22 protein-coding genes and 5 pseudogenes are annotated in these 25,140 nt (G+C 70.3%); 15 read left to right on the top strand and 12 right to left on the bottom strand.

Features of this window, described 5'->3' with window-relative positions; translation table 11 throughout:
- Nucleotides 1-82: 82 nt before the first annotated feature.
- Complete coding sequence (locus MCHLDSM_RS14875; RefSeq protein ID WP_048470801.1) at nt 83-331, bottom strand: hypothetical protein; 249 nt, start codon at nt 329-331, stop codon at nt 83-85.
- 109 nt (nt 332-440) lie between these two features.
- Here MCHLDSM_RS14875 and MCHLDSM_RS14870 point away from each other — a divergent pair.
- Nucleotides 441-2,231 (top strand): annotated as a pseudogene (locus MCHLDSM_RS14870) (DEDD exonuclease domain-containing protein); the annotation flags it as partial.
- Here MCHLDSM_RS14870 and trpD read toward each other — a convergent pair.
- Nucleotides 2,169-3,197: an anthranilate phosphoribosyltransferase gene (gene trpD / locus MCHLDSM_RS36095; protein WP_234714027.1), complete on the bottom strand. Its 1,029-nt coding sequence runs from the start codon at nt 3,195-3,197 to the stop codon at nt 2,169-2,171. The pseudogene MCHLDSM_RS14870 and the gene trpD overlap by 63 nt on opposite strands.
- Nucleotides 3,198-3,319: 122 nt before the next feature.
- On the opposite strand from trpD, the gene ctaE reads away from it, so the two are divergent.
- From ctaE to qcrB, 4 genes are read left to right on the top strand one after another with little or no spacing between them, the layout of a single operon-like run.
- Nucleotides 3,320-3,931, top strand: coding sequence for an aa3-type cytochrome oxidase subunit III (gene ctaE / locus MCHLDSM_RS14865; RefSeq protein ID WP_082168895.1), 612 nt, complete (start codon nt 3,320-3,322; stop codon nt 3,929-3,931).
- Between the two features lie 41 nt (nt 3,932-3,972).
- The gene (gene qcrC, locus MCHLDSM_RS14860) at nt 3,973-4,785 is read left to right on the top strand and encodes a cytochrome bc1 complex diheme cytochrome c subunit (protein ID WP_048421115.1); all 813 of its coding nucleotides are present in this window, start codon (nt 3,973-3,975) and stop codon (nt 4,783-4,785) included.
- The gene (qcrA, locus tag MCHLDSM_RS14855; protein WP_048470798.1) at nt 4,782-6,014 is read left to right on the top strand and encodes a cytochrome bc1 complex Rieske iron-sulfur subunit; all 1,233 of its coding nucleotides are present in this window, start codon (nt 4,782-4,784) and stop codon (nt 6,012-6,014) included. Before qcrC ends, qcrA begins: the two co-directional genes overlap by 4 nt.
- Nucleotides 6,011-7,705, top strand: a complete 1,695-nt coding sequence (gene qcrB / locus MCHLDSM_RS14850) for a cytochrome bc1 complex cytochrome b subunit (protein WP_048470797.1) — start codon at nt 6,011-6,013, stop codon at nt 7,703-7,705. Before qcrA ends, qcrB begins: the two co-directional genes overlap by 4 nt.
- A 63-nt stretch (nt 7,706-7,768) precedes the next feature.
- Here the strand turns inward: qcrB and MCHLDSM_RS14845 are convergent, their stop codons facing one another.
- From MCHLDSM_RS14845 to ctaC, 4 genes are all read right to left on the bottom strand, one after another.
- Nucleotides 7,769-8,383: a DUF2561 family protein gene (locus MCHLDSM_RS14845; RefSeq protein ID WP_048470796.1), complete on the bottom strand. Its 615-nt coding sequence runs from the start codon at nt 8,381-8,383 to the stop codon at nt 7,769-7,771.
- Nucleotides 8,384-8,400: 17 nt separating this feature from the next.
- Nucleotides 8,401-9,264 carry an MmpS family transport accessory protein gene (locus tag MCHLDSM_RS14840; protein ID WP_048470795.1) on the bottom strand — a complete coding sequence of 288 codons (864 nt, stop codon included), beginning with the start codon at nt 9,262-9,264 and terminating at the stop codon, nt 8,401-8,403.
- A gap of 178 nt (nt 9,265-9,442) precedes the next feature.
- The gene (locus MCHLDSM_RS14835; RefSeq protein WP_048421120.1) at nt 9,443-9,862 is read right to left on the bottom strand and encodes a cytochrome c oxidase subunit 4; all 420 of its coding nucleotides are present in this window, start codon (nt 9,860-9,862) and stop codon (nt 9,443-9,445) included.
- A gap of 8 nt (nt 9,863-9,870) precedes the next feature.
- On the bottom strand, nt 9,871-10,959 hold the full coding sequence (ctaC, locus tag MCHLDSM_RS14830) for an aa3-type cytochrome oxidase subunit II (RefSeq protein ID WP_231508358.1): 1,089 nt from the start codon (nt 10,957-10,959) through the stop codon (nt 9,871-9,873).
- Nucleotides 10,960-11,072: 113 nt separating this feature from the next.
- Between ctaC and asnB the strand changes: the two genes are divergently transcribed.
- Nucleotides 11,073-13,004 (top strand): asparagine synthase (glutamine-hydrolyzing), encoded by a 1,932-nt coding sequence (asnB, locus tag MCHLDSM_RS14825; protein WP_048470793.1) that lies wholly within the window; start codon nt 11,073-11,075, stop codon nt 13,002-13,004.
- Here the strand turns inward: asnB and MCHLDSM_RS14820 are convergent.
- A complete protein-coding gene (locus MCHLDSM_RS14820) occupies nt 13,001-13,975 on the bottom strand; it encodes a carbohydrate kinase family protein (RefSeq protein ID WP_048470792.1) in 975 nt (324 codons plus the stop codon). The genes asnB and MCHLDSM_RS14820 overlap by 4 nt on opposite strands.
- Nucleotides 13,976-14,128: 153 nt before the next feature.
- Between MCHLDSM_RS14820 and MCHLDSM_RS14815 the strand changes: the two genes are divergently transcribed.
- The gene (locus tag MCHLDSM_RS14815) at nt 14,129-14,791 is read left to right on the top strand and encodes an Rv0361 family membrane protein (protein WP_048470791.1); all 663 of its coding nucleotides are present in this window, start codon (nt 14,129-14,131) and stop codon (nt 14,789-14,791) included.
- 1 nt (nt 14,792) lies between these two features.
- Here MCHLDSM_RS14815 and MCHLDSM_RS14810 read toward each other — a convergent pair whose 3' ends face one another.
- The gene (locus tag MCHLDSM_RS14810) at nt 14,793-15,170 is read right to left on the bottom strand and encodes a HesB/IscA family protein (RefSeq protein ID WP_048421124.1); all 378 of its coding nucleotides are present in this window, start codon (nt 15,168-15,170) and stop codon (nt 14,793-14,795) included.
- A 91-nt stretch (nt 15,171-15,261) separates the two neighbouring features.
- The gene (locus MCHLDSM_RS14805; protein WP_048470790.1) at nt 15,262-16,323 is read right to left on the bottom strand and encodes a glycerate kinase family protein; all 1,062 of its coding nucleotides are present in this window, start codon (nt 16,321-16,323) and stop codon (nt 15,262-15,264) included.
- A gap of 94 nt (nt 16,324-16,417) precedes the next feature.
- On the opposite strand from MCHLDSM_RS14805, the gene MCHLDSM_RS14800 reads away from it, so the two are divergent.
- The 4 genes and pseudogenes from MCHLDSM_RS14800 to MCHLDSM_RS14790 all read left to right on the top strand — a co-directional run.
- Entirely contained in the window at nt 16,418-17,104 is a 687-nt protein-coding gene (locus MCHLDSM_RS14800) for a DUF3043 domain-containing protein (protein WP_048419129.1), read from the top strand.
- Nucleotides 17,105-17,130: 26 nt separating this feature from the next.
- Nucleotides 17,131-18,174 (top strand): nicotinate-nucleotide--dimethylbenzimidazole phosphoribosyltransferase, encoded by a 1,044-nt coding sequence (cobT, locus tag MCHLDSM_RS14795; protein ID WP_048470789.1) that lies wholly within the window; start codon nt 17,131-17,133, stop codon nt 18,172-18,174.
- Nucleotides 18,175-18,176: 2 nt separating this feature from the next.
- Nucleotides 18,177-18,387 (top strand): annotated as a pseudogene (locus MCHLDSM_RS40415) (hypothetical protein); the annotation flags it as partial.
- A gap of 1 nt (nt 18,388) precedes the next feature.
- On the top strand, nt 18,389-18,862 hold a 474-nt coding region (locus MCHLDSM_RS14790), incomplete at its 5' end, for an adenosylcobinamide-GDP ribazoletransferase (protein ID WP_048471121.1).
- Here MCHLDSM_RS14790 and MCHLDSM_RS14785 read toward each other — a convergent pair.
- Nucleotides 18,859-19,962, bottom strand: a complete 1,104-nt coding sequence (locus tag MCHLDSM_RS14785; protein ID WP_048470788.1) for a branched-chain amino acid aminotransferase — start codon at nt 19,960-19,962, stop codon at nt 18,859-18,861. The two genes, MCHLDSM_RS14790 and MCHLDSM_RS14785, sit on opposite strands and share 4 nt — an antisense overlap.
- A gap of 32 nt (nt 19,963-19,994) precedes the next feature.
- Nucleotides 19,995-21,104: a glycine cleavage system aminomethyltransferase GcvT gene (gene gcvT, locus MCHLDSM_RS14780; protein WP_048470787.1), complete on the bottom strand. Its 1,110-nt coding sequence runs from the start codon at nt 21,102-21,104 to the stop codon at nt 19,995-19,997.
- A 28-nt stretch (nt 21,105-21,132) separates the two neighbouring features.
- On the opposite strand from gcvT, the gene MCHLDSM_RS14775 reads away from it, so the two are divergent.
- The gene (locus MCHLDSM_RS14775; RefSeq protein WP_048470786.1) at nt 21,133-22,656 is read left to right on the top strand and encodes a leucyl aminopeptidase; all 1,524 of its coding nucleotides are present in this window, start codon (nt 21,133-21,135) and stop codon (nt 22,654-22,656) included.
- Nucleotides 22,657-22,676: 20 nt separating this feature from the next.
- Here the strand turns inward: MCHLDSM_RS14775 and MCHLDSM_RS14770 are convergent, their stop codons facing one another.
- Nucleotides 22,677-24,008 (bottom strand): SDR family oxidoreductase, encoded by a 1,332-nt coding sequence (locus MCHLDSM_RS14770; RefSeq protein ID WP_082168917.1) that lies wholly within the window; start codon nt 24,006-24,008, stop codon nt 22,677-22,679.
- A 307-nt stretch (nt 24,009-24,315) separates the two neighbouring features.
- Here MCHLDSM_RS14770 and MCHLDSM_RS39330 point away from each other — a divergent pair.
- The 3 pseudogenes from MCHLDSM_RS39330 to MCHLDSM_RS37755 all read left to right on the top strand — a co-directional run.
- Nucleotides 24,316-24,504, top strand: a pseudogene (locus tag MCHLDSM_RS39330) (helix-turn-helix domain-containing protein); the annotation flags it as partial.
- A gap of 21 nt (nt 24,505-24,525) precedes the next feature.
- A pseudogene (locus MCHLDSM_RS39325) lies at nt 24,526-24,771 on the top strand (helix-turn-helix domain-containing protein); the annotation flags it as partial.
- 1 nt (nt 24,772) lies between these two features.
- Nucleotides 24,773-25,140 (top strand): annotated as a pseudogene (locus MCHLDSM_RS37755) (IS481 family transposase); the annotation flags it as partial.

Here is a 25,140-nt window from a genome sequence, read left to right as displayed (position 1 = left end):
CGGCATCGGCCTTGTCCAACAGGAGACGCAAATTTAACAGTTGCTCCTGTGGTGCGTGGGACACGGGTGACGCCGCGTGTCTTCAGGCAACCCCCGAGCTGCCGTGCCGGTGGATCGGAACCAACCGCAATCGCGGCGCCAGGCCCACTTCGGCCAGGACTTCCAGGGCGCGACGCTCATCGACCAGCAAAGTTTCGGGCACGCCGAGCAGAACGCTGACGACGCAGTCCTGACAGCCGGGTCCCCGCACCGCGCAGTCGTCGCAGTCGATCGTCACGGTCTCCGTGTCGACCGGACCGGGGCCCTCGCCCGGTGGTTGTTCGTGTGCCATCGCACCCGCCTCTCATCGCAGTCGAGCGCACGGTATCGACACGGACCGACAAGTCCGGGCGGCCGCGTTTCTCCCCGGACTTGTCGGCGCCGCCGCCTACGGTCGGCGCATGGGTCAGCTCAGCTTCGCCGACGTTGACCCCGGCGCCGACCTGACGCTGCGCGAAACCACCTTCGTCGTCGTCGATCTCGAGACGACGGGCGGACGCTCCAGCGGCGACCGGCACGACGAGATCACCGAGATCGGCGCGGTGAAGGTGCGGGCCGGCGAGGTGCTCGGCGAGTTCGCGACGCTCGTCGACCCGGGCCGCGCCATCCCGCCGCAGATCGTCGCGCTCACCGGCATCACGACGGCGATGGTGTACGACGCGCCCCGCATCGACGCGGTGCTGCCGGCGTTCCTCGAATTCGCCCGTGGCGCAGTGCTCGTCGCGCACAACGCCGGTTTCGACATCGGTTTCCTGCGCGCAGCGGCCGAACGCAACCACATTCCGTGGCCCAAGCCGCCCGTGCTGTGCACCGTGCGGCTGGCGCGCCGCGTGCTGACCCGTGACGAGGCGCCCAGCGTGCGGCTGTCCGCGCTGGCGCAGCTGTTCGGCGCGGCCACCACGCCCAACCACCGCGCCCTCGCCGATGCCCGGGCCACGGTGGACGTGCTGCACGGGCTGATCGAGCGGGTCGGCAACCAGGGCGTGCAGACCTACACCGAGCTGCGGTCCTACCTGCCCGACGTGAGCCCGGCCCAGCGCCGCAACCGCCACCTGGCCCGGTCGCTGCCTCGCGCCCCCGGCGTGTACCTGTTCCGCGGCCCGTCGGCCGAGGTGCTCTACGTCGGCACCGCGGTGGACCTGCGGCGCCGCGTCGGCCAGTACTTCAACGGCGCCGATCCCCGCACGCGGATGAAGGAGATGGCCTCACTGGCCACCGCGGTCGACCACGTCGAGTGCGCCCACGACCTCGAGGCCGGGGTGCGGGAGCTGCGGCTGCTGGCCGCCCACGCGCCGCCGTACAACCGCCGCTCGAAGTTCCCGCACCGCTGGTGGTGGGTGACGCTCACCGACGAGGCGTTCCCCCGGTTCACCGTGGTGCGGGCACCGCGCACCGGCACCGCGATCGGACCGTTCCGCGCCCGCGCCGACGCCGCCGACGCCGCCGACCTGATCGCCCGGTTCACCGGGGTGCGCACCTGCACCCGGCGGCTGCCCCGGTCGGCCGTGCACGGGCCCGCCTGCCCGGAACTCGAGGTGTCCCCCTGCCCGGCGGTGCGGGGCGCGGATCCGGACGACTACGCCGCCGCCGTGCGTGACGCTCAGGCGCTCATCGACGGCCGGAGCGGGCAGGCACTGACCGCGATGCTCGCCCACATCGACGACCTCGCCGAACGCCACCGCTACGAGACCGCGGCGCGGATGCGCGACCGCGCGGCAGCGACCATCGACGTGCTCTGGCGCGGCCAGCGGCTCCGGGCCCTGTCGGGCATCGGCGAACTGATCGCCGCCCGCCCCGACGGCGCGCGCGGCTGGCACCTCGCGGTGATCCGCCACGGACAACTCGCCGCCGCCGGGGCGGCGCCCCGTGGGGTACCGCCGATGCCGGTCGTCGACGCGCTGTGCGCGGCCGCGCAGACCGTGCTGCCCACCGACGGGCCGCACGGCGGCGCACTGGTCGAGGAGATCGCGCTGATCGCGCGGTGGCTGACCCACCCGGGGGTGCGGATCGTGCGGACCGACACCGGCTACTGCTCACCGATCGGCGCGGCGGGTCGGTGGGCGGGCTGGGCGGCATCGGCCCGCTCGGCGCGGGTGGCGGCCGAGCAGCTGGCCGAACAGTTCGACGGGTCAGAACTCCTGGGTGAGCCGCGCCCAACGCGCGAGCAGCTCTTCGGCCGCCCCGGAGTCGATCGCCTCCTTGGCGCGCGCGAGCCCGGACTCCCAGGCCGGGACCCACTTGGCGTCGCTGGATAGGCCGGCGTGGGCGACGAGCGCGCCCGCGGCGTTGAGCACCACCGCGTCGCGAACCGGCCCCTGCGCGCCGCCGAGCACCGACCGGGCCTCGGCCGCGTTGGTCTCCGCGTCCCCGCCGACGAGTTCGGAGATGTGGGCCCGCGCGAAGCCGAACGCGGCCGGATCGAACCGCAGCCGCTCCACGGTGCCGGCTTGCACCCGCCAGATCGTGCTCGTCGTCGTCGTGGTCAGCTCGTCGAGGCCGTCGTCGCCGTGCACCACCAGCACGCTGGACCCGCGGGTGGCGAACACCTCGGCCATCACCTCGGCCAGTTCGGCCCACGCGCACCCGATCAGCCCCGCCCGCGGACCCGCCGGATTGGTCAGCGGACCGAGCAGGTTGAACACCGTCGGCACCCCGATCTCGCGGCGCGCCGCCCCGGCGTGCCGATACGACGGGTGGAACTGCGGGGCGAACGCGAAGCCGATGCCCACCTCGGCCACGCAGCGCGCCACCTCCTCGGGCCCGAGGTCGATGCGAACTCCGAGTGCCTCGAGGGTGTCGGCCCCGCCCGACAGCGACGACGCCGCGCGGTTGCCGTGCTTGACCACCTTCACCCCGGCGGCGGCCACCACGATCGACGCCATCGTGGACAGATTCACGGTGTTCGCACCGTCGCCGCCGGTGCCCACCACATCCACGGTGTCGGTGCCGATCGTGTCGGTCGGCACTCGCCGGGCGTGCTTGAGCATGATGTCGGCGAGCTCGGCGACCTCGGCCGACGTGGGGCGCTTCATCTTCATCGACACGCCGAATCCGGCGATCTGGGCGGGGGTCGCTTCACCCGTCATGATCTGGTCCATCGCCCAGCCCGCCTGCCCGGGCAGCAGCGACTGGTTGGTGGTCAGCCTGCCGAGGATCATCGGCCACGTCGTGGCGGCCGCGGACGGCTCGTGCTGTGCGGGAGCGGAAGTCACGACGCGATTATGACGAATTGCTCGACCCGGGTGGAGTTCGACAACTACAAAGCGTCATACTTGCTGTTGTGACGAGCGCTGTAGGGACCTCGGGAACCGCCATCACGTCGCGAGTGCATTCGCTGAACCGTCCGAACATGGTCAGTGTCGGCACGATCGTGTGGCTTTCCAGTGAGTTGATGTTCTTTGCTGGACTGTTCGCGATGTACTTCACGGCCCGCGCTCAGGCCGGAGGCGATTGGCCGCCGGAACCGACCAAGCTGAACCTGGCCCTCGCGGTGCCGGTGACACTGGTGCTGATCGGCTCGTCGTTCACCTGCCAGATGGGTGTCTTCGCCGCCGAGCGCGGCGACGTGTTCGGTCTGCGCCGGTGGTACCTGCTGACGTTCGCGATGGGTGCGTTCTTCGTCGCCGGTCAGGGCTACGAGTACTACCACCTGGTCCACGAGGGCACCACGATCCCGGGCAGCGCGTACGGCACCGTCTTCTACCTCGCCACCGGCTTCCACGGCCTGCACGTCATCGGCGGCCTGATCGCGTTCATCCTGCTGCTGATGCGCACCCGGATGAGCAAGTTCACCCCCGCCCAGGCCACCGCGGCGATCGTCGTGTCGTACTACTGGCACTTCGTCGACATCGTCTGGATCGCCCTGTTCGCCGTCATCTACTTCGTCCGATGACGACACCGAAGTCTCACAACCCGCAGATGAGAAGGGGTTCGATGACAAGCAAGTCCCGGCGTCGGCTGCGCCGGCGCGTCTCGGCGGCACTGTTGCTGCTGATCGGACTGGCAGTGGCCGGTGGCCTGGCGGCCACCTTCACACCGACGCCGCAGGTGGCGGTCGCCGACGAATCGGCGTCGGCGATGCTGCGCACGGGCCAACAGCTCTACGAGACCTCGTGCGTGTCCTGCCACGGTCTGAACCTGCAGGGTGTCGAGCAGCGCGGTCCGAGCCTGATCGGTGTCGGCGAGGCCGCGGTGTACTTCCAGGTGGCAACGGGCCGGATGCCGGCGATGCGCGGCGAGGCGCAGGCCCAGCGCAAGGACCCGGCGTTCGACGAGTCCCAGATCGACGCGCTCGGCGCCTACATCCAGGCCAATGGCGGCGGACCGGTCGTCCCCCGCGACGAGAACGGCCAGATCGCCTCGCAGTCGCTGATCGGCAACGACGTCGCCCGCGGCGGTGACCTGTTCCGGCTGAACTGCGCGTCGTGCCACAACTTCACCGGCAAGGGCGGCGCACTGTCGTCGGGCAAGTACGCCCCCGACCTGGGCGACGCGGCCAAGGTGCCCGCGCAGGTCTACACCGCGATGCTGACCGGCCCGCAGAACATGCCGAAGTTCGGCGACCGTCAGCTCTCGCCCGACGAGAAGCGCGACATCGTCGCCTACGTCCGCGAGGCAGCGGAGACCCCGTCGCCCGGCGGTCTCGGGCTGGGCGGCTTCGGCCCCACCTCTGAGGGCATGGTCGCGTGGATCGTCGGCATGGTGGCCATCATCGCGGCCGCCCTCTGGATCGGAGCACGGGCATGAGCGACGCCACCGGTACCGAACGGGGTCATGAGGAGGGCACCGTGAAGGGCACGGACTCGCCGGGACAGAAGGGTGATCCCGGCCAGCCGACCGACTCCCAACTCGCCGAGATGTCGCAGCAGGAACTGCTCGAACTCGGCGGCAAGCTCGACGGTGTCGAGATCGTCTACAAGGAGCCGCGCTGGCCCATCCCCGGCACCAAGGCCGAGAAGCGCGCCGAGCGGACCGTCGCGTATTGGCTTCTGCTGGCCGGTGTCTCGGGCCTGGCGCTGCTGCTGGTCTTCCTGTTCTGGCCGTGGGAGTACAAGCCTTTCGGGTCCGAGGGTGAGTTCCTGTACTCGCTGGCGACCCCGCTCTACGGTCTGACGTTCGGCCTGTCGGTGCTCGCCATCGGCATCGGCGCGGTGCTGTTCCAGAAGAAGTTCATCCCCGAGGAGATCTCGATCCAGGAGCGCCACGACGGCGCCTCCCCCGAGCTGCACCGCCGGACCGTCGCGGCCAACCTCGGCGACGCGCTGGAGGGCTCGACGCTCAAGCGCCGCAAGCTGATCGGGCTGTCGCTGGGCATCGGGTTCGGCGCGTTCGGCCTGGGCACGCTGGTCGCCTTCATGGGTGGTCTGATCAAGAACCCGTGGAAGCCGGTCGTGCCGACCGCCGAGGGCATGAAGGCCGTGCTGTGGACGTCGGGCTGGACGCCGCGGTTCACCGGCGAGACGATCTACCTGGCGCGGGCCACCGGTCGCCCCGGTGAGTCGCCCTTCGTCAAGATGCGCCCCGAGGACCTCGACGCGGGCGGCATGGAGACGGTGTTCCCGTGGCGCGAGTCCGATGGCGACGGCACCACCGTGGAGTCCGAACACAAGCTCACCGAAATCGCCATGGGGGTGCGCAACCCGGTCATGCTGATCCGCATCCGGCCGGGCGACATGTCCCGCGTGGTCAAGCGCAAGGGCCAGGAGAGCTTCAACTTCGGCGAGCTGTTCGCCTACACGAAGGTCTGCTCGCACCTGGGCTGCCCCTCGTCGCTGTACGAGCAGCAGACCTACCGCATCCTGTGCCCGTGCCACCAGTCGCAGTTCGACGCGCTGCACTTCGCACGACCCATTTTCGGACCGGCGGCCCGCGCCCTTGCGCAGCTTCCGATCACGATCGACAAAGACGGCTACCTTGTAGCTAACGGGGATTACATCGAACCCGTCGGACCGGCATTCTGGGAGCGCACGTCATGAGCCCACGACTCGATATGGCCGAGATCGCCGCCAAACAGGGCGACGCGATCGACTCGCGGTACCACCCCTCGGCTGCGGTCCGCCGCCAGCTGAACAAGGTGTTCCCGACCCACTGGTCGTTCCTGCTCGGTGAGATCGCGATGTACAGCTTCATCGTGCTGCTGCTCACCGGGGTGTGGCTGACCCTGTTCTTCGACCCGTCGATGTCCCACGTCGTGTACGACGGCGTCTATCAGCCGCTGCGCGGTGTGGGCATGTCGCGGGCATACGAGACCGCGCTGGACATCAGTTTCGAGATCCGCGGCGGCCTGTTCGTCCGGCAGGTCCACCACTGGGCGGCGCTGCTGTTCGCCGCGTCGATCATGGTGCACCTGGCGCGCATCTTCTTCACCGGCGCGTTCCGCCGTCCCCGCGAGGCCAACTGGGTGATCGGCTCGCTGCTGCTGATCCTCGCGATGTTCGAGGGCTTCTTCGGCTACTCGCTGCCCGACGACCTGCTCTCCGGCACTGGTATCCGCGCGGCGCTGTCGGGCATCACGATGGGCATCCCGATCGTCGGCACCTGGATGCACTGGGCGCTGTTCGGCGGCGACTTCCCCGGCGAGATCCTGATCCCCCGCCTGTACGCGCTGCACATCCTGCTGATCCCCGGGATCATCCTGGCGCTCATCGGTGTCCACCTGGCGCTGGTCTGGTTCCAGAAGCACACCCAGTTCCCCGGCCCAGGCCGCACCGAGACCAACGTCGTCGGCGTGCGCGTCATGCCGGTGTTCGCCGTCAAGTCCGGCGCGTTCTTCGCCGTGACCGTCGGCATCCTGGGTCTGATGGGTGGTCTGCTGCAGATCAACCCGATCTGGGTGCTGGGGCCGTACAAGCCCTCACAGGTGTCGGCGGGCAGCCAGCCCGACTTCTACATGATGTGGACCGACGGCCTGATCCGTCTGTGGCCGGCGTGGGAGTTCTACCCCTTCGGTCACACCATTCCGCAGGGCGTGTGGGTGGCGGTCGGTATGGGCCTGGTGTTCATGCTGCTGATCGCCTACCCGTTCCTGGAGAAGAAGTTCTCCGGCGACGACGCCCACCACAACCTGCTGCAGCGTCCGCGTGACGCACCGACGCGCACCGCGATCGGCGCGGCGGCGATCGCGCTGTACATCGTGCTGACCTTCGCGTGCATGAACGACATCATCGCGCTGAAGTTCCACATCTCGCTGAACGCGACGACGTGGATCGGCCGCATCGGCATGGTGGTGCTGCCCGCGATCGTCTACTACCTGGCCTACCGCTGGGCGGTGTCCCTGCAGCGCAGTGACCGCGAGGTGCTCGAGCACGGCATCGAGACCGGCATCATCAAGCGGCTGCCGCACGGTGCCTACATCGAGCTGCACCAGCCGTTGGGTCCGGTCGACGAGCACGGCCACGCCATCCCGCTGGAGTACCAGGGCGCAGCACTGCCCAAGCGGATGAACAAGCTGGGCTCGGCGGGCGCTCCCGGTACGGGCAGCTTCCTCAGTGCCGACCCCGTCTCCGAGCACGAGGCGCTCACCGAGGCGGCCCATGCGTCCGAACGCAGGGCGATCACCGCGCTGCGCGAACGCCTGAGCACGAACGGCTCGTCGAACGGCCACTCCAACGGGTCGTCCAACGGGCACGGCAACGGCAACGGCTCGTCCGGAAACGGTCATCACTGACCGCCACACCACCTGAGAAGATCCGCCCCGGCTCCGGCCGGGGCGGATTTTTTGCGGGGAGGATCAGGCCTCGGTGTGGGTGCGCAGTTCGCGCAGGAAGTACACGGGGATCGCGATCATGCCGAGCGTGACGACGCCGGCCGCCCCGTAACACACCCAGGACGCGACGTCGTTCTCGGCGGCCATCAGGTAGGTCGCGACGCCGATCAGCAGCGTGGCGACGCCCATCGCGCAGCCCAGCGACGCGGCGCCGCGCAGCCACAGCCGGTCGACCTCCGGTGACGACGTCGGCGCGGGCGCGCGCAGCGCCGTCGCAGCGGGCGTGACCGCCCGGATCTTCTCGGTGGGCGCCTCGGTCCCCCGGGCGGGTGCGGACGGCTCTGCAGTGCGCTCAGGGGCCCGGGAGACCGGCTCGGCGTCCCGCCGCGCATCACGGCGTGCCCGCAGCAGCAGCGGCACCGCCGCGATGATGATGGCGGCCGACACCCCGATGACGACGTACAGGAACCACGGGGTGCCGGACTCCCCACCGCCGTCGGTGCGCCCGTGAGCGAGGTCGACCAGGGCCACCGTCGCGGCCACGCCCGCCCCGAGGGCGGCGAGCCAGACGGCCGCGCAGCTGCCGAGCAGGATGCGATCGGTGCGGTCGGGGGTGTATTGCGCGGCAGGAGTCGTCATCAGTGGTGGGTCTCGGCCTAGCAGCTGGTCTGGGCGGTGTTGTTGGTGTTGGAGGACAGCACCGTGCCGTCGCTGGTGGTGATCGAGCAGTTCAGCCGGCTGACCAGGAACAGGCTGGAGGCCTGCACCGAGCCGACCTCGGACTGCGAGATCGGGGTGACCGTCAGCGACCACGGGATGTAGACGTTGCGCTGGGTGCGGCTGCGCCCCGACGCGTCGATGTAGGTCACCGTGATGATGTCGCCGGGCGCCTTGGTGCCGGTGACCGAGTAGGTGACCTGGCGCGGGGCCGCCCGCGTCGTGGTCGGCGGCGGAGGCGGCGCTTCACTGGTGGTCGGCGGCGGGGGCGGCGGGGGCTCCTCGGTGGCCGGCGGCGGAGGCGGCGGCTCGGTCACCGTCACCGTCTCCGGCGGCGGAGGCGGGGGCTCCTCGGTCGTGGGCGGAGGCGGCGGCGGCGGAGGGGGCGGCGTCGTGGTGGTGATCTCGTCCTGCACCGGCGGCGGCGCGCTGGTGGTGGTCTCCGGCGTCGCGAGCGTGTCGGTCTCGGTGCGGGTCACCAGCACCGACACGGACACCACGAGCGCCACGGCCGCGACGATCGCCACCACGCCGACGACCCACGGCCAGCGCGGCGGCTCCTGCGCCTCGACCGGTTCTGCGGGGGCATCGTAGTTGTCGTAGTCGTACAGGGAGGAGTCGCCGCCGGCGACATACGGCGCGCTGACGAACTGCTCGGACTCCGGTGCGGAGTAGGCCCGGGAGTAGAAGTCGGTCGCGCCGGTGCCCGGGTCATTGGCGCTGTCGCCGACGCCGGGGACTTCCTGCGTCCGTTCATCCGGGGAGGGCCGGTCCCCCGGGTCCTCGCCTTTCGGCCCGCTCATGTGCGTCTATCCTTCTCGCCGGCTTCTCCGGCGCCGACGGCCACCTTCGGCGGCTCACGGCGCGTCGGCAACACTACCCAACGCGGGGTCTGTGGCGAGCGGTCGTGCGCCGGTGGCGCACCAACTCATGTCCGGATTGTGACCTTGCACCCGACCCCTGCGTCGAAGTCGTGGGGCCTCAGTGCTTCTCGGGCCCGGTGTGGTACTCGAAGACCAGCCCGGACACCGTGGTCAGCACGAAGCACACGCCCGCGACGATCAGCCACGGCAGCCACAGCGCCATGCCGACCGCGGTGACCGACGCCGACAGCGCGATCATCACCGGCCACCAGCTGTGCGGGCTGTAGAAGCCCAGCTCGCCGGCGCCGTCGGCGATCTCGGCGTCCTCGTAGTCCTCGGGGCGGGTGTCGAGGCGACGCGCCACGAAGCGGAAGAACGTGCCGGTGATCAGCGTCAGGCCGGTCGTCAGCACCAGCGCGGTGGTGCCGGCCCATTCCACGCCGCCGGTGGCGAACAGCGCCGTCAGCACGGCGTAGACCACCGATGCCAGCGCGAAGAACGCCGTCAGGAACTCGAACAACCGGGCTTCGATATGCATGTGCTGTCCTACCTGCTCGCCTGGGGAACGCCGGCCTGCTCACCGCGCCGCGTGTCGAACGGCCTGGTGGTGGTGGCCACCGGTGACTGGTTGATCGCCTGCAGCGCCTCGGCGTTGGTCTTGCCGGCGATCCGCTGGTCCATGTAGGCCTTGAAGTCGTTGGGCTCCACGACCCGCAGCTCGAAGTTCATCATCGAGTGATAGGTGCCGCACATCTCGGTGCAGCGCCCGACGAACGCGCCGGTCTGGTTGATCTCGCTGACCTGGAAGATGTTGTCGGAGTTGTTCGCCTTCGGATCCGGCAGCACGTCCCGCTTGAACAGGAACTCCGGCACCCAGAACCCGTGGATCACGTCCGCGGAGGCGATCTGGAATTCGATGCGCTTGCCGGACGGCACCACCAGGACCGGGATCTCGGTGGACGAGCCCAGCGTCTCGACCTTGTCGAAGTTGAGGTAGGTGCGGTCCTCGGGGTTCAGGCCGCGGATCGCGCCGACGCGCTCCTCGCCGTTCTCGTAGGTGCCCTCGGGCTTGGACGTCATCGCCTGCTTGCGGGCGTCGTCGGCGCCGTCGTAGGTGAAGGTGCCGTCGGCGAAGTTGATCTTCTGGTAGCCGAACTTCCAGTTCCACTGGAACGCGGTGACGTCGATCACGACGTCGGGGTTGGGCTCCTTGTGCAGCATCTTCTCCTGCACGACGACGGTGAAGTAGAAGAGCACCGAGATGATGAGGAACGGCGTCACCGTCAGGGCGAGTTCCAGCGGCATGTTGTAGCCGAACTGGCGGGGCAGATCCTGATCGCCCTTCTTCTTGCGGTGGAACGCCACGGTCCAGAACAGCAGGACGTAGACGATGGCACCGACGACGAGCGCGGCGATCACCGAACCGATCCACAGTTCCCGGTTGAGATGGGCTTCCGGGGTGATGCCCTTGGGCCAGCCGAGGCCGAGCACCTCAGACCAGCTGCACCCACTGAGCAGGACCGTTGTCCCACCCAGGAGCAGGGACAACGCCACCAACTTCAGGCCGCGAGCGGGCACGTTGGCGCCTCCTACCAAGTCGATCGACCGCCGGACGGTCAGACGGCTGCACTGAATACTACGCAGCGTAGACCACCCGGTTGGGCAGGAGCGAAGCGACCGGGGAGATGTCACCATCGCGCCCCGCGGGCCGGTCGGAACCCGCGCCGCCGATTCGGCATACTGGCGCGGTGTGCGGACTGCTGGCGATGGTGACCGACCCTGCCCATGAGGTCTCTCCCAGCCTCGTCGAGGCGGTCTCCGGCGCCAGCCACCTGATGCGTCACCGCGGTCCCGACGAGCCCGGGACCTGGAACGACGATCGTGTGGTGCTCGGGTTCAACCGGCTCTCGATCATCGACATCGCCCACAGCCACCAGCCGCTGCGCTGGGGGCCGGCCGAGTCGCCCGACCGCTACGTGCTGGTGTTCAACGGCGAGATCTACAACTACCTGGAACTGCGCGAGGCGTTGCGCGCCGAGCACGGCGCGGTGTTCAACACCGACGGTGACGGCGAGGCCATCATCGCGGCCTACCACCACTGGGGCACCGAGGCCCTGACCCGGCTGCGCGGCATGTTCGCCTTCGCGCTGTGGGACACCGTCGAGCAGGAACTGTTCTGCGCGCGCGACCCGTTCGGCATCAAGCCGCTCTACCTCGCCACCGGTCCCGGCGGCACCGTCGTCGGCAGCGAGAAGAAGTGTCTGCTCGACCTGTCAGCGGAGCTCGGCATCGACCTGACGATCGACGCGCGCGCGGTGCAGCACTACACGGTGCTGCAATATGTGCCGGAGCCTGAGACGCTGCAGAGGGGCATCCGCCGGCTCGAGTCCGGCAGCTACGCCCGGGTGCGGCCCGGCGGCACGCCGGAGGTGACGCGGTACTTCACGCCGCGGTTCGCCGCCAAGCCCTTCACCGCCGGCGGCGAGCAGGCCCGCTATGACGAGATCACCGCGGTGCTCGAGGACTCGGTGGCCAAGCACATGCGCGCCGACGTCACCGTGGGTGCGTTCCTGTCCGGTGGCATCGACTCGACGGCGATCGCGGCGCTGGCGATGCGCCACAACCCCCGGCTCATCACGTTCACCACCGGCTTCGAGCGCGAAGGGTTCTCGGAGGTCGACGTCGCGGTCGCCTCGGCCGAGGCCATCGGCGCCCGGCACGTCACGAAGGTGGTCAGCCAGGCCGAGTTCGTGGCGGCGCTGCCCGAGATCGTCTGGTACCTCGACGAGCCGGTGGCCGACCCGGCGCTGGTGCCGCTGTACTTCATCGCCCGCGAGGCCCGCAAGCACGTCAAGGTGGTGCTGTCCGGCGAAGGCGCCGACGAGCTGTTCGGCGGCTACACGATCTATCGGGAGCCGTTGTCGCTCAAGCCGTTCGACTATCTGCCGCGCGGGCTGCGCAAGTCGGTGGGCCGGATGGCCCAGCCGCTGCCCGAGGGGATGCGCGGCAAGAGCCTGCTGCACCGCGGATCGCTGAGCCTCGAAAAGCGCTACTACGGCAACGCGCGCAGCTTCTCCGACGCGCAGTTGCGCGCCGTGCTGCCCGGGTTCCGGTCCGACTGGACGCACACCGACGTCACCGCACCGGTGTACGCGCAATCGGCGGGCTGGGATCCGGTGGCCCGGATGCAGCACATCGACCTGTTCACCTGGTTGCGCGGCGACATCCTGGTCAAGGCCGACAAGATGACGATGGCGAACTCGCTGGAACTGCGGGTGCCGTTCCTCGATCCCGAGGTGTTCGCGGTGGCCTCCCGGCTGCCCTACGACCAGAAGATCACCCGGGCGACGACGAAGTACGCGCTGCGCCGGGCGCTCGAGCCGATCATCCCGCCGCACGTGCTGCACCGGCCCAAACTGGGCTTCCCCGTGCCGATCCGGCACTGGCTGCGGGCCGGCGAACTGCAGGACTGGGCGTACGAGATGATCGCCTCGTCGGGTGCCGGCGAGCTGGTCGACGTGCCCGCGGTGCGCGCCATGCTCGACGAACACCGCACGGGCACAAGCGATCACAGCCGCCGGCTGTGGACGGTGCTGATCTTCATGCTGTGGCACGCGATCTTCGTGGAACACAGCGTCGTGCCGCAGATCAGCGAGCCGACCTACCCGGTCCAGCTCTAGGCCAGCGCCGCGGCGATCTCCCGGCCGGCCTCGTCGCCGTAGGCGTCGGAGAGCCGCGTCACGGCGCTGTCGCGGTCCCACGCCCACTCCTGCGGGCCGGGCGCTTCCAGCACCAGCGTGGCCACCAGGGACGCCAGCTGCGCCGCCCGCTCCAGCGGCAGGCCCGCATCGCGGCCGGTGAGGAACCCGGCGCGGAACGCATCGCCGATACCGGTCGGGTCTTCCTTGCGGGTCTCGGGAACCACGTCGACGTGGACGAAGGTCCCGTCCCGGCCGACCAGGTCCACGCCCTTCTCGCCGAGAGTGGTGACGCGCAACTGGATCTGGCCCATCACCTCGGCCTCCGACCAGCCGGACTTCTGCAGCAGCAGATCCCACTCGTAGTCGTTGGTGAACAGATAGGTGGCGCCGTCGATCAGCCGGCGGATCTCGTCGCCGGACAACCGGGCCAGCTGCTGGCTCGGGTCGGCGGCGAACGCCAGCCCCAGCGAGCGGCACTCCTCGGTGTAGAGGAACATCGCCTCGGGGTCGTTGGCGCCGATGATCACCAGATCCGGTGCGCCCGTGCGGTCGACGACGTCGGCCAGCTTGATGTTGCGGGCCTCCGACATCGCACCGGGATAGAACGACGCGATCTGGGCCATGTCCTCGTCGGTGGTGCAGACGAAGCGCGCCGTGTAGGCCGAATCCGACACCAGCACCGCGTCGCAGTTCACCCCGGCCGCGGTGAGCCACTCGCGGTAGTCGTCGAAATCGCTGCCCACCGCACCGACCAGCGTCGGACGGCCACCCAGCACGCCCATCGCGTAGGCCATGTTGCCCGCGACGCCGCCCCGGTGCATCACCAGATCGTCGACGAGGAAGCTCAGCGACACCTTCTGCAGGTGGTCGGCGAGCAGCTGCTCGGAGAATCGGCCCGGGAAACGCATCAGATGATCGGTCGCGATCGATCCGGTCACAGCAATGGTCACGCAGTTCCACCCTTCATGAATTCACCCATACCTTAACGGCGGCGTCTTCGCTCACCGGAGCAGCGTGCGCCCGTGCGCTAACCTGCCTATGAGTGCCCGTACGGGCCACTGTAGAGGCACACACCATCCACCGACCTGCCCGGGAGCTCATGTATGACTGGTCCCTACCCGCCCCCTTACGGCGCTGGACCAGCAGGACCCCCGATGTACCCGGACGGTTTCGGCCAGCAGCCTGGCGCCCCGCAGCCCTATCCCGAGGCCGGATTCGGCGCTGCTTATCCGGGCACGCTGCCACCGCCGGTCCCCTATCCGCCGCGCCGGCGCCGCCGCTGGGTCGTCGCTGCGGTGGCCGCGCTCGCCGTGCTCGTCGTCGCGGGCGTGATCACCGCGATCGTGCTGACCCGCGGCAGCAACCAGACCTCTCAGAGCGGCGCACTCACCGAGGCGTCGGCGCGCACCGCGATCCAGAACTACGTCGACGCGCTGTCCAACGGCGACGCCGAGACCGTTGCCCGGCACACGCTGTGCGGGCTGTTCGATGCGGTGAAGGAGCGGCGCTCGGACCTCGCGCTGGCGAGCCTGTCCAGTGACGCCTTCCGCAAGCAGTACAGCAGCGCGCAGGTGACGTCGATCGACAAGATGGTGCTGGCCTCGCCGACGCAGGCGCAGGTGCTCTTCACGATGCGGGTGACACCGGAGAGCCGATCGTCACGCAGCCAGCCGGAAGCCGACGAGCAGGCCGTGGCCCAGTTGTTGTCGGTCGACAACGAGGTGCTGGTGTGTTCCTACCTGCCGCGCACGGCCGGGCAGTACTAGCTCAGTTGAACGAGTCGCCGCAGGCGCACGAGCCGGTGGCGTTGGGGTTGTCGATGGTGAAACCCTGCTTCTCGATCGTGTCGACGAAGTCGATGCTGGCGCCCTGCACGTAGGGGGCGCTCATCCGGTCCACCGTCAGGTTGACGCCGCCGAACTGCACCGTCAGGTCGCCGTCGAGGGTGCGGTCGTCGAAGAACAGGTTGTACCGCAGCCCCGCGCAACCGCCCGGCTGCACGGCGATCCGCAGCGCCAGGTCGTCGCGACCCTCCTGGTCCAGCAGTGCCTTCGCCTTGGCGGCCGCAGCGTCCGTCAGGATCACGCCGTGTTGGGTGTCGGTGGCCTGTCCTGCCTGCACTGCCGACTCGTCCTGAACAGTCATGAAATCTCCTGTGTGGATGTTCGTGGGTGGAGGCCCCGAGCGCCGTGACCCCACGTGTTCAACGGTACCTTGTCGGGGCGCTATTCCCCATCTACGCCCAGGTTGCCGCCACCGCGCTGGCGAGCCCGGTGAGCTGGTCGGCCGCGTCGTCGATCGCCCGCTGCACCGATCCGGCGTGGTCGGCGACCGAGTGGGCAGCGGCGATGCCTGCGGCCTTCAGCTCGGCGTCGGGCAGTGTCACCTGGCCGGCGAGGACGAGGACCGGGACGCCGCGCCGCCGGGCTCCCGCAGCCAGGGCGCTGACCACCTTGCCGTGCAGGGACTGGTCGTCGAACCGGCCCTCACCGGTGATGACCAGGTCGGCGGCGTCCAGGTCGGCGTCCAGGCCGGTGTGTTCGGCGATGATCGCCGCGCCGGATTCCCGGCGGGCGCCCAGCGCCAGCAGCGCCGCACCGAGTCCGCCGGCCGCCCCGGCGCCCGGGTCGTCACGGATCGGGCGTCCCGCGGCGGCATCGAGATGCTGCGCCCATTCGGTCAGCCGGTCCTCCAGGGCGGCGACGGTCGCCGGGTCGGCGCCCTTCTGCGGCCCGAACACCGCCGCGGCGCCGCGCGGCCCGAGCAGCGGGTGTTCGACGTCGCTGGCGGCGATGAGCTCGATCCCGGCGAGTCGCTCCCGGGCCGCGTCGAGCCCGCCCAGGGCGTCGATCATCCCGCGACCCCCGTCGGTGCTGCCGCTGCCGCCGAGGCCGACGACGATGCGGCGCGCCCCCGCGGCCAGGGCGGCGTCGATGAGCTGGCCGACGCCGCGGGTGTGCGCGTCGAGCGCGGTGCGGACCGTCGGCGGACCGCCGAGCAGCGCCAGTCCGCACGCCTGCGCGCACTCGAGGTAGGCGGTCGCCGGCGATTCCGGGTCGAACACCCAACGGGCATCGACCTCGACGTCGAGCGGTCCGCTGACCCGCTCGGTGCGCACCTCGCCGAGCCGGCCCGCCAGCACGTCGGCGAATCCCGGGCCGCCGTCGGACTGGGGAGCCAGGATCAGCCGGTCCTCGGCGCGGGCGGCGTGCCAGCCCGTCGCGATGCACTGCGCGGCCTGCACCGCGGTCAGGCTGTCGCCGAACGAATCCGGCGCGATCAGAACGGTCCGGGTCATCTCGGCAGACTAGGACGTGGTCTCACCCGCTGCATGTCGCCGCGACGCGCCCTCGCCGCCTCCCCGGCGATCCACGCGAAGTAACCTGGCAGGCGTGAAGCTGCTGGGCCGCAAGAACGACGACTCCGGGGACGATCCGGCGGGTTCGGCGTCCGCCGACGACCGCGCCGCGACCTCCGGTCCCGCCTCCGCCGCCCGGGCGGCCACCGCGCCCAAGGGCAAGCCGACACCCAAGCGCAGCGAGGCGAGCCGTCGCCGCGGACCGGTCGCGCCCGCCCCCATGACCAGCGCGGAGGCGCGGCGCCGGCGCAAGGAGCTGCGCGGCCCGAAGTTGTCCCGCGAGGAGCGCAAGGCCGAGAAGGCCGAACGCCGGTCCGACATGGCGCAGCGGCGCGAGCGGATGATGGCCGGCGACGACGCCTACCTGTTGCCCCGCGACAAGGGCCCGGTGCGCAAGTACGTGCGCGACGTGGTCGACTCCCGGCGCAACGTGCTGGGGCTGTTCATGCCGTCGGCGCTGGGCCTGATCCTGGTGATGCTGGCGGTGCCGTCGGTGCAGGTGCAGCAGCTGCTGTCCCCCGCGATGCTCGTGCTCGTCCTGATCATGGTCGTCGACGGCTTCTTCCTGGGCCGCCGGGTGAACCGGTTGGTCGACGAGAAGTTCCCGGGCAACACCGAATCGGGCTGGAAGCTCGGCTTCTACGCGGCCAGCCGGGCCTCGCAGCTGCGCCGGATGCGTGCGCCGCGTCCCGCGGTCGAGCGCGGCGCCACCGTGGCTTGATGGCCGCGGTGACCTGGGTGTCATAGGTGTCCTACTTCCCCGATATCGCCCCGCCCGATCCCGACGCCGCCGCCGCGGCGCGCGACCGTCAGGCGCGGCTGACCAAGCCCGCCGGTGCGCTGGGTCGCCTCGAAGAGCTGTCGGTGTGGGTGGCCTCATGCCAGGGCTCTTGTCCACCACGGCAATTCGAGCGTGCCCGGGTGGTGGTGTTCGCCGGCGACCACGGCGTTGCCACGGCGGGCGTGTCCGCCTATCCGCCCGAGGTGACGGCCGCGATGATGGCGAACTTCGCCGCGGGCGGCGCGGCGGTCAACGTGCTCGCCGGCATCGCCGATGCGACGGTGCGGATCGCCGACATCGCGGTCGACACCGACGAACCGCTGACGCCGACGGTGGGCGCGCACAAGATCCGCCGGTCGAGCGGCAACATCGCCGTCGAGGACGCGCTGACACCCGACGAGGTCGTGGCCGCGATCGAGGCGGGCCGTGCGATCGCTGACGAGGAGGTCGACGCCGGAGCCGATCTGCTGATCGCCGGCGACATGGGGATCGGCAACACCACCCCCGCGACCACCCTGGTGGCCGCGCTGACGAACACCGAGCCGGTCGCGGTGGTCGGCCGGGGCACCGGGGTCGACGACGCCGGCTGGGCACGCAAGACCGCCGCGATCCGTGACGCGCTCTACCGCACCCGCCGACTCTCCGCGGATCCCGTTGCGCTGCTGCGGATCTGCGGCGGCGCCGACCTGGCGGCGATGACGGGGTTCTGCGCGCAGGCCGCGGTGCGACGCACCCCGGTGCTGCTCGACGGCGTGGTGGTGACGGCCGCGGCACTGGCCGCCGAACGGCTGGCGCCCGGCGCGCGGCAGTGGTGGCAGGCGGGGCACCGCTCCACCGAGCCCGCCCACTCGCTGGCGCTGCGGGAGCTCGGGCTGGAGCCGATCGTCGAGCTGGGCATGCGTCTCGGTGAGGGCTCGGGCGCGCTGGTCGCCCTCCCGGTGCTGCGCGCCGCGGTGGCGACCCTGGCCACGATGGCCACGTTCGAAGAGGCCGGGATCAGCGAGGGCTGATCGTGTTCGGTTCAGTGGCAGGCGCTCTGGCTTTCGCGACGGTGCTCCCGGTGCCGGCATCGCGCAGCGCGGGCATCGGTCGCGGCGTCATGACCGCGCTTCCCGTGGCCGGGTGGCCTTCTGCGCGGTCGCCAACTGCCCCGCGGAAAGCTCGTCATCCCGCCGAGGCGCAGATGCCCCGCCGCCCACTCACGCAGCTGCGTGGCACGCGTCNGACGGGCTGGGCTGTTACGGACCACCCGAGCGGGCGCTGGCCGTGATGCGCGAAGGCACCGCGGGCCCGTTCGGCGTGGCCGCGGTCGCCGCCACGATCCTGATGCAGGCGCTGGCGTTCGCGCATGCCGGCTGGGCCGCGGTGATCGTCGCCGTGACCGCGGGCCGGGTGGCCGCCGTAGCCGCGTGCCGGCGGGGCGTTCCCGCGGCGACGGGCAGCACGCTGGGCGGCCGGGTGGCGGGCACCCAGCCCGCCTGGGTGGTGGGGGCGTGGGTGGCCGCCCTCGCGGTCGCGGCCGTCCCCGTCTGCGCCCGCGCGTGGCAGGGCGCCGTCGCGGTGCTGGTCGCGGTGGCCGCCGCGGTCCTCCTGGTGGCGCACTGCGTGCGCCGGTTCGGCGGTGTCACCGGTGATGTGCTCGGCGCCGCGGTCGAGGTGACGACGACGGTCGCCGCGCTCGGGCTGGCGATCGGCTAGTCGAGCCGGGCCATCCACCCGTGGGTGTCGGCGAAGGTGCCCCGCTGGATGCCGGTCAACGTGTCGCGCAGCGCCATCGTGATCTCGCCGGGCTCGCCGTCGGCGATGGTGAATTCGCCGTCGGTGTGCTTGACGTGGGAGACCGGTGTGATGACGGCGGCGGTGCCGCAGGCGAACACCTCGGTGATCTCCCCCGCGGCGGCCTTCTTCTGCCACTCGTCGACGTCGATCTTGCGCTCCTCGACCGCGAAGCCGGCGTCAGTGGCCAACTGCAGCAACGAATCTCGCGTGATGCCCGGCAGCAGCGAACCCGAGAGCTCCGGGGTGACCAGTCGCGCGGTGCCGCCGCTGCCGAAGACGAAGAACAGGTTCATGCCGCCCATCTCCTCGACGTAGCGGCGTTCGATCGCGTCGAGCCAGACCACCTGATCGCATCCGTGGTCGGCGGCTTCGGCCTGGGCCAACAGCGAGGCCGCGTAGTTGCCGCCGAACTTGGCGGCGCCCGTCCCACCCGGTGAGGCGCGCACGTACTCGTGGGACAGCCACACACTGACGGGCTTGATGCCGCGCGGGAAGTACGCCCCGGCCGGGGAGCCGATCACGAGGTACCGGTAGTGGTTGGCGGGCCGCACCCCCAGACCCGGTTCGGTCGCGATGATGAACGGCCGCAGGTACAGCGATTCCTCGCCGCCCGCCGGCGGAACCCACTGCCCGTCGACGGCGATCAGCTGGCGCAGCGACTCGAGGAACACGTCCTGCGGCAACTCGGGGATCGCCAGCCGACGCGCCGAGGACTGCAGCCTCGCGGCATTGGCCTCCGGCCGGAACGACACGATGGACCCGTCGCCCCACCGGTAGGCCTTGAGCCCCTCGAACACCTCCTGCGCGTAGTGCAGAACGATCGCCGAGGGGTCGAGTTCGATGGGCCCGTAGGGCAGCACGCGTGCGTCGTGCCAGCCCTCCCCGGTGGTGTAGTCGATCGACACCATGTGGTCGGTGAAGAACTTGCCGAAGCCGGGGTTTCCGAGGATCTCGGCACGTACCTCGTCGCTCGCCGGGCTCGCGGAGCGATCGACGGTGAACGAGAGGCCTTCAGTCATGCAGGCGATTGTATAACCGCCTGGCGAGCGATTTACCGCGTGCGGGTGTCCACGAACGGCGGTTTGACGACCTCGCATTCGACGGCGCGGCCGCGCACGTCGACACTCACACGGGCGCCGTCGGCGATGTCGGCGGCGGTGTCGATCAGCGCCAGCGCGATCCCGACTTTCAGTGTGGGCGAGAACGTTCCGGACGTGGTGACCCCGATCGGGGTGGTGCCGTCGAGCACGGTCAGCTCGCCGCGCAGCACGCCGCGGCCGACGGCGCGCAGACCCCGCAGGGTGCGCCGCGGGCCGGCCTCCTTCTCGGCGAGCAGGGCGTCGCGACCCCAGAACGCGTCTTTCTTCCAGCCGACCGCCCACCCGCAGCGGGCCTGCAGCGGCGAGATGTCCCGGGACAGTTCGTGGCCGTGCAGCGGATAACCCATCTCGGTGCGCAGCGTGTCGCGGGCGCCGAGCCCGGCCAGTTCGCCGCCCGCGCCGCGCACGCCCTCGACCAGCGCGTCGAACACCACCGCGGCCTGATCCCAGGTCGGCAGCAACTCGTAGCCGTGTTCGCCGGTGTAGCCGGTCCGGCACACCCGGACGTCCACGCCGCGGAAATCGGCGTCGGCGTAGCCCATGTAGTCCATGTCGGTCGGCAGCCCCAGCCCGCCGACCACCTCGGCGGACTTGGGCCCCTGCACGGCGAGGACCGCGCGGGACCGGTGCTCGTCGGTGATCGTCAGCCCGGCGGGCGCCCGCTCCTTCAGGGCCGCGACGACGTCGGCGGTGTTGGCCGCGTTGGGCACCAGGAAGATCTCGTCGTCGGAGACGTAGTAGGCGATCAGGTCGTCGATGACGCCGCCGTCGTCGGTGCAGCACAGCGTGTACTGGGCTTTGCCGGGGCCGATGCGGCCCAGGTCGTTGGTGAACGCGGAGTTGACGTACTCGGCGGCACCCGGGCCCGTGACCAGCGCCTTGCCCAGGTGGCTGACGTCGAACAGGCCGACGGTGGTGCGGGTGGCGGTGTGCTCGGCGACGGTGCCGGCGTAGGACACCGGCATCAGCCAGCCACCGAATTCGGCGAAGGTCGCTCCGAGCTCGCGGTGCCGATCCTCGAGCGGGCCGGTCAACGGGTTGTCACTCACGCCCAACCACACTAGTAGGCAGTGGCTAGGGTGAATCCCCGTGAGCACCCCACCTGGCTATCAGTCCCCCACTGTCAGCGTCGCCGCCGCACTGCCCAAGCGCTCCGTCGCCTCGTCGGTGCTGATCGTGCCGGTCGTCAGCGTGGGCGACGACGATCCGACGGCCACCGTGGTTGCCGGCTCCTTCCTGCCCGATGCAGCGGTGCGCGAGATCGAGGCCGCGCTGAAGGCGCTCGGCGCCAAGGGGGGCAGCGAGCAGCTGACCCGGCTGGTCGTGCCGTCGCTGCCGGTGGGCAGCGTGCTGGCCGTCGGGCTCGGCAAGAGCCGCGACGAGTGGCCGGCCGAGACGATCCGGCGCGCGGCCGGGGCGGCGGCGCGCTCCCTGTCGGGCGTGGAGTCGGTGCTCACCACACTCTCGGCCCTGGACCTGGAGGCCGCGATCGAAGGCCTGATCCTCGGCTCCTACCGGTTCTCCGAGTTCCGCAGCACCAAGACCGCGCCCAAGGACGCGGGGCTGCGCCGGATCACCGCGCTCACCCCGGACACGAAGTCGGCCACCAAGGACGCGGCCGCCCGCGCGGAGGCGATCGCGACGGCGGTGGCGACCGCCCGGGACTTCGTCAACACCCCGCCCAGCCATCTGTTCCCGGCCGAATTCGCCAAGCGCGCAAAGGCTTTGGGTGACGCCGCGGGCCTCGAGGTGGAGGTGCTCGACGACAAGGTACTGACCAAGGACGGCTACGGCGGCATAGTCGGCGTCGGTAAGGGCTCGTCGCGTCCGCCCCGTCTGGTGCGGCTCGTTCACCGCGGTGGCAAGGGTCGCAAGCCGACCACGGTCGCGCTGGTGGGCAAGGGCATCACGTTCGACACCGGCGGCATCTCGATCAAGCCGGCTGCCAACATGCATCACATGACCTCCGACATGGGGGGCGCCGCCGCGGTGATCGCCACGGTGGTGCTCGCGGCGCGCCAGAAGCTGCCGATCGACGTGATCGCGACGGTGCCGATGGCCGAGAACATGCCGTCGGGCACCGCGCAGCGTCCCGGCGACGTGCTGACCCAGTACGGCGGCACCACCGTGGAGGTGCTCAACACCGACGCCGAGGGCCGGTTGATCCTGGCCGACGCGATCGTGCGCGCCTGCGAGGACAAGCCGCAGTATCTGATCGAGACGTCGACGCTGACCGGCGCGCAGATCGTCGCGCTCGGCTCGCGCACGCCGGGGGTGATGGGCAGCGACGAGTTCCGCGACCGGGTCGCCGACATCTCGCAGTCCGTCGGCGAGAACGGTTGGGCGATGCCGCTGCCCGAGGAGCTCAAGGACGACCTGAAGTCGACGGTGGCCGATCTGGCCAACGTCAGCGGTTCGCGGTTCGCGGGCATGTTGGTCGCCGGGACGTATCTGCGGGAGTTCGTGGCCGACGGGGTGGCGTGGGTGCACATCGACGTGGCGGCGCCGGCGTACAACTCCGGCGGGCCGTGGGGTTACACGCCCAAGGGCGGCACCGGTGTGCCGACGCGGACGATGTTCGCGGTCCTGGAGGACATCGCGGCCAACGGCTGAGGCTCAACCGTGCAGCCGGCTCACACGATGTTTCCGCCGCGCGCAGCACTGCGCATGGCCTGCGGCGCGGCGTGCGCGATCCCGTACACGAGGTAGGCCTCCGGGGTCACCGGGCGGACCGCCTTGTTCTTCGTCACCGCGGCGACGATCGCGCGGGCCACCTTCTCCGGTCCGTAACGGCGGACCGCGAAGCCACGCTTGGCGCGCGCCCGCAGCGTCTCCACATCTCTGCCCTTCGTGTCGGGCAGCGAAAACCGGGTGGTGTTCACGATGTTGGTGCCGATCACGCCAGGACAGATCGTGGTCAACCCGATACCGGCCGAATCCAGTTCTGCGCGTAGACAATCCGAGAACATGAACACCGCTGCCTTGGAGGTGCAGTACGCGTTCATCAGATTCACCGGCGTGTACGACGCCATCGACGCGACGTTGACGATGTGACCGCCGGTACCCCGCTCGACCAGCCGCCGTCCGAACGCACGGCACCCGTTGACCACGCCGCCGAAGTTGATGTCGAACACGCGGTCGAACTCCTCGGCCGGGGTGTCGAGAAAGAAGCCGGCGTGCCCGACGCCGGCATTGTTGACCACCACATCGGGCACACCGTGCGCCGTGCACACCTCCTCGGCGAACGCCTCCACCGCCGCGGTGTCGGCCACGTCGACGAGGTAGCTGTGCGCGATCGCACCGTCCTCGGCGAGCCGGCGGGCCGTCTCGGCCAGACCGTCGGCGTCGACATCGCTGATGATCAACTCCGCGCCTTCCTTCGCGAACGCCAGGGCAGTCTCGCGCCCGATGCCGCTCCCCGCCCCGGTGACCGACACGAGGGTGTCGCCGAACCTCCCCCGCGACCGTCCGACCTCGGCGCGCCGCAGTTCCCGCGCCGCGGGCGCGCCCTCGAGATGCTCGACGAGTTGACGCACCGAGCGGGCGTACACCTGCGGGTGGGTGGCCGGCGTGGGCCTGCCGGTGGTGACCACGCGCCGCCACAGCCGGGGCACCCGTGCGGCGAGGTCGTCGTCGACCTTGCCGGTGCCGACGATCAGCTGCACCGGCACCGCGACCCGGTCCGGAAGCAGCGCGGCGCGGTGCCGACGGCCGGGCAGTCCGCGCCGCCGGGCGGGCACCGACACCGTCACCGAGGCGACGTGATCGGCGGCGTCGGGGCGCATCACGTACTCCCACACCGCAGCAGCCGCAGGGCCCGCCGCGACGACGTGCACCGGCGCGCGCCCGGTCAGCGCGGCCGCCAATCCGTCCGCGCTGCAGCGCTCGACGCGGGCGGAGCCGTCGAGCTGCGCGGCCACGCCGTCCCAGATGCCGGAGGTGTCGGGGTGCGCGTGCACCGCCATGATGGTCGGCCCGTCGATGTCCACGAGCCCGCACGCTACTAGCTGTACTGCCCAGAGAGGTTGGTCGAGAAAGTGTGACGACGCGCTGTAGCGGTCGTTGATGGGAGAAGGTCCCCTGTCGTGGAGTGGAGCTGCTACCACTTCACTNACGACGCTCTTCCGATCTAGCAGAACGTCACTAGCTGTACTGCCCAGAGAGGTTGGTCGAGAAAGTGTGACGACGCGCTGTAGCGGTCGTTGATGGGAGAAGGTCCCCTGTCGTGGAGTGGAGCTGCTACCACTTCACTTCAACGAACAGGAGACCTTCGTGGTCCACGCTAATGCTGTTTTGACTGCCCGCGGACGATTGTTGCTTGCGCGTCTGATCGTGGAAGAGGGCTGGCCGATCGTTCGGGCTGCTGAGCATTTCCACGTGTCCTGGCCGACGGCCAAACGTTGGGCAACCCGGTATGTGGAGATGGGTCCGGCGGGCATGGCGGATCGGTCCAGCCGGCCCNTGCTGAGCATTTCCACGTGTCCTGGCCGACGGCCAAACGTTGGGCAACCCGGTATGTGGAGATGGGTCCGGCGGGCATGGCGGATCGGTCCAGCCGGCCCCACCGCTGCCCGCATCGCACACCGTTGCCGCTGGTCCGCAAAATCGTGGAGCTGCGGTGGAGGCATCGGCTCTCACCGCTGGCGATCGCCTCCCGACTGTCGATGCCCGCCTCCACCGTGCACGCGGTGCTTGTGCGTTGCCGACTGAACCGTTTGTCACACATCGNTGCTCTCACCGCTGGCGATCGCCTCCCGACTGTCGATGCCCGCCTCCACCGTGCACGCGGTGCTTGTGCGTTGCCGACTGAACCGTTTGTCACACATCGACATTCGTACCGGAGAGCCGATCCGCCGCTACGAGTATGGCCAGCCCGGTGCAATGATCCACGTCGATGTCAAGAAACTGGGCAACATCCCCGCCGGCGGCGGGTGGCGCTTCGTCGGCCGGGCACAAGGCGGGGCGAATCGACGCCTCACCCCCGGCAAGGCCCGCAATAAGTACCACCATGAGCTGATCGGGCACGCTTTCGTGCACACCGTGATCGACGATCACTCACGGGTTGCGTACGCCGAAATCCACGACGATGAAACCGCC

It is taken from the genome of Mycolicibacterium chlorophenolicum (assembly GCF_001044235.1).
In the GTDB taxonomy this organism is placed as follows: domain Bacteria; phylum Actinomycetota; class Actinomycetes; order Mycobacteriales; family Mycobacteriaceae; genus Mycobacterium; species Mycobacterium chlorophenolicum.
Note: the sequence above shows the minus strand (reverse complement) of the source record. Positions and strands in the feature narration are given on the sequence as shown.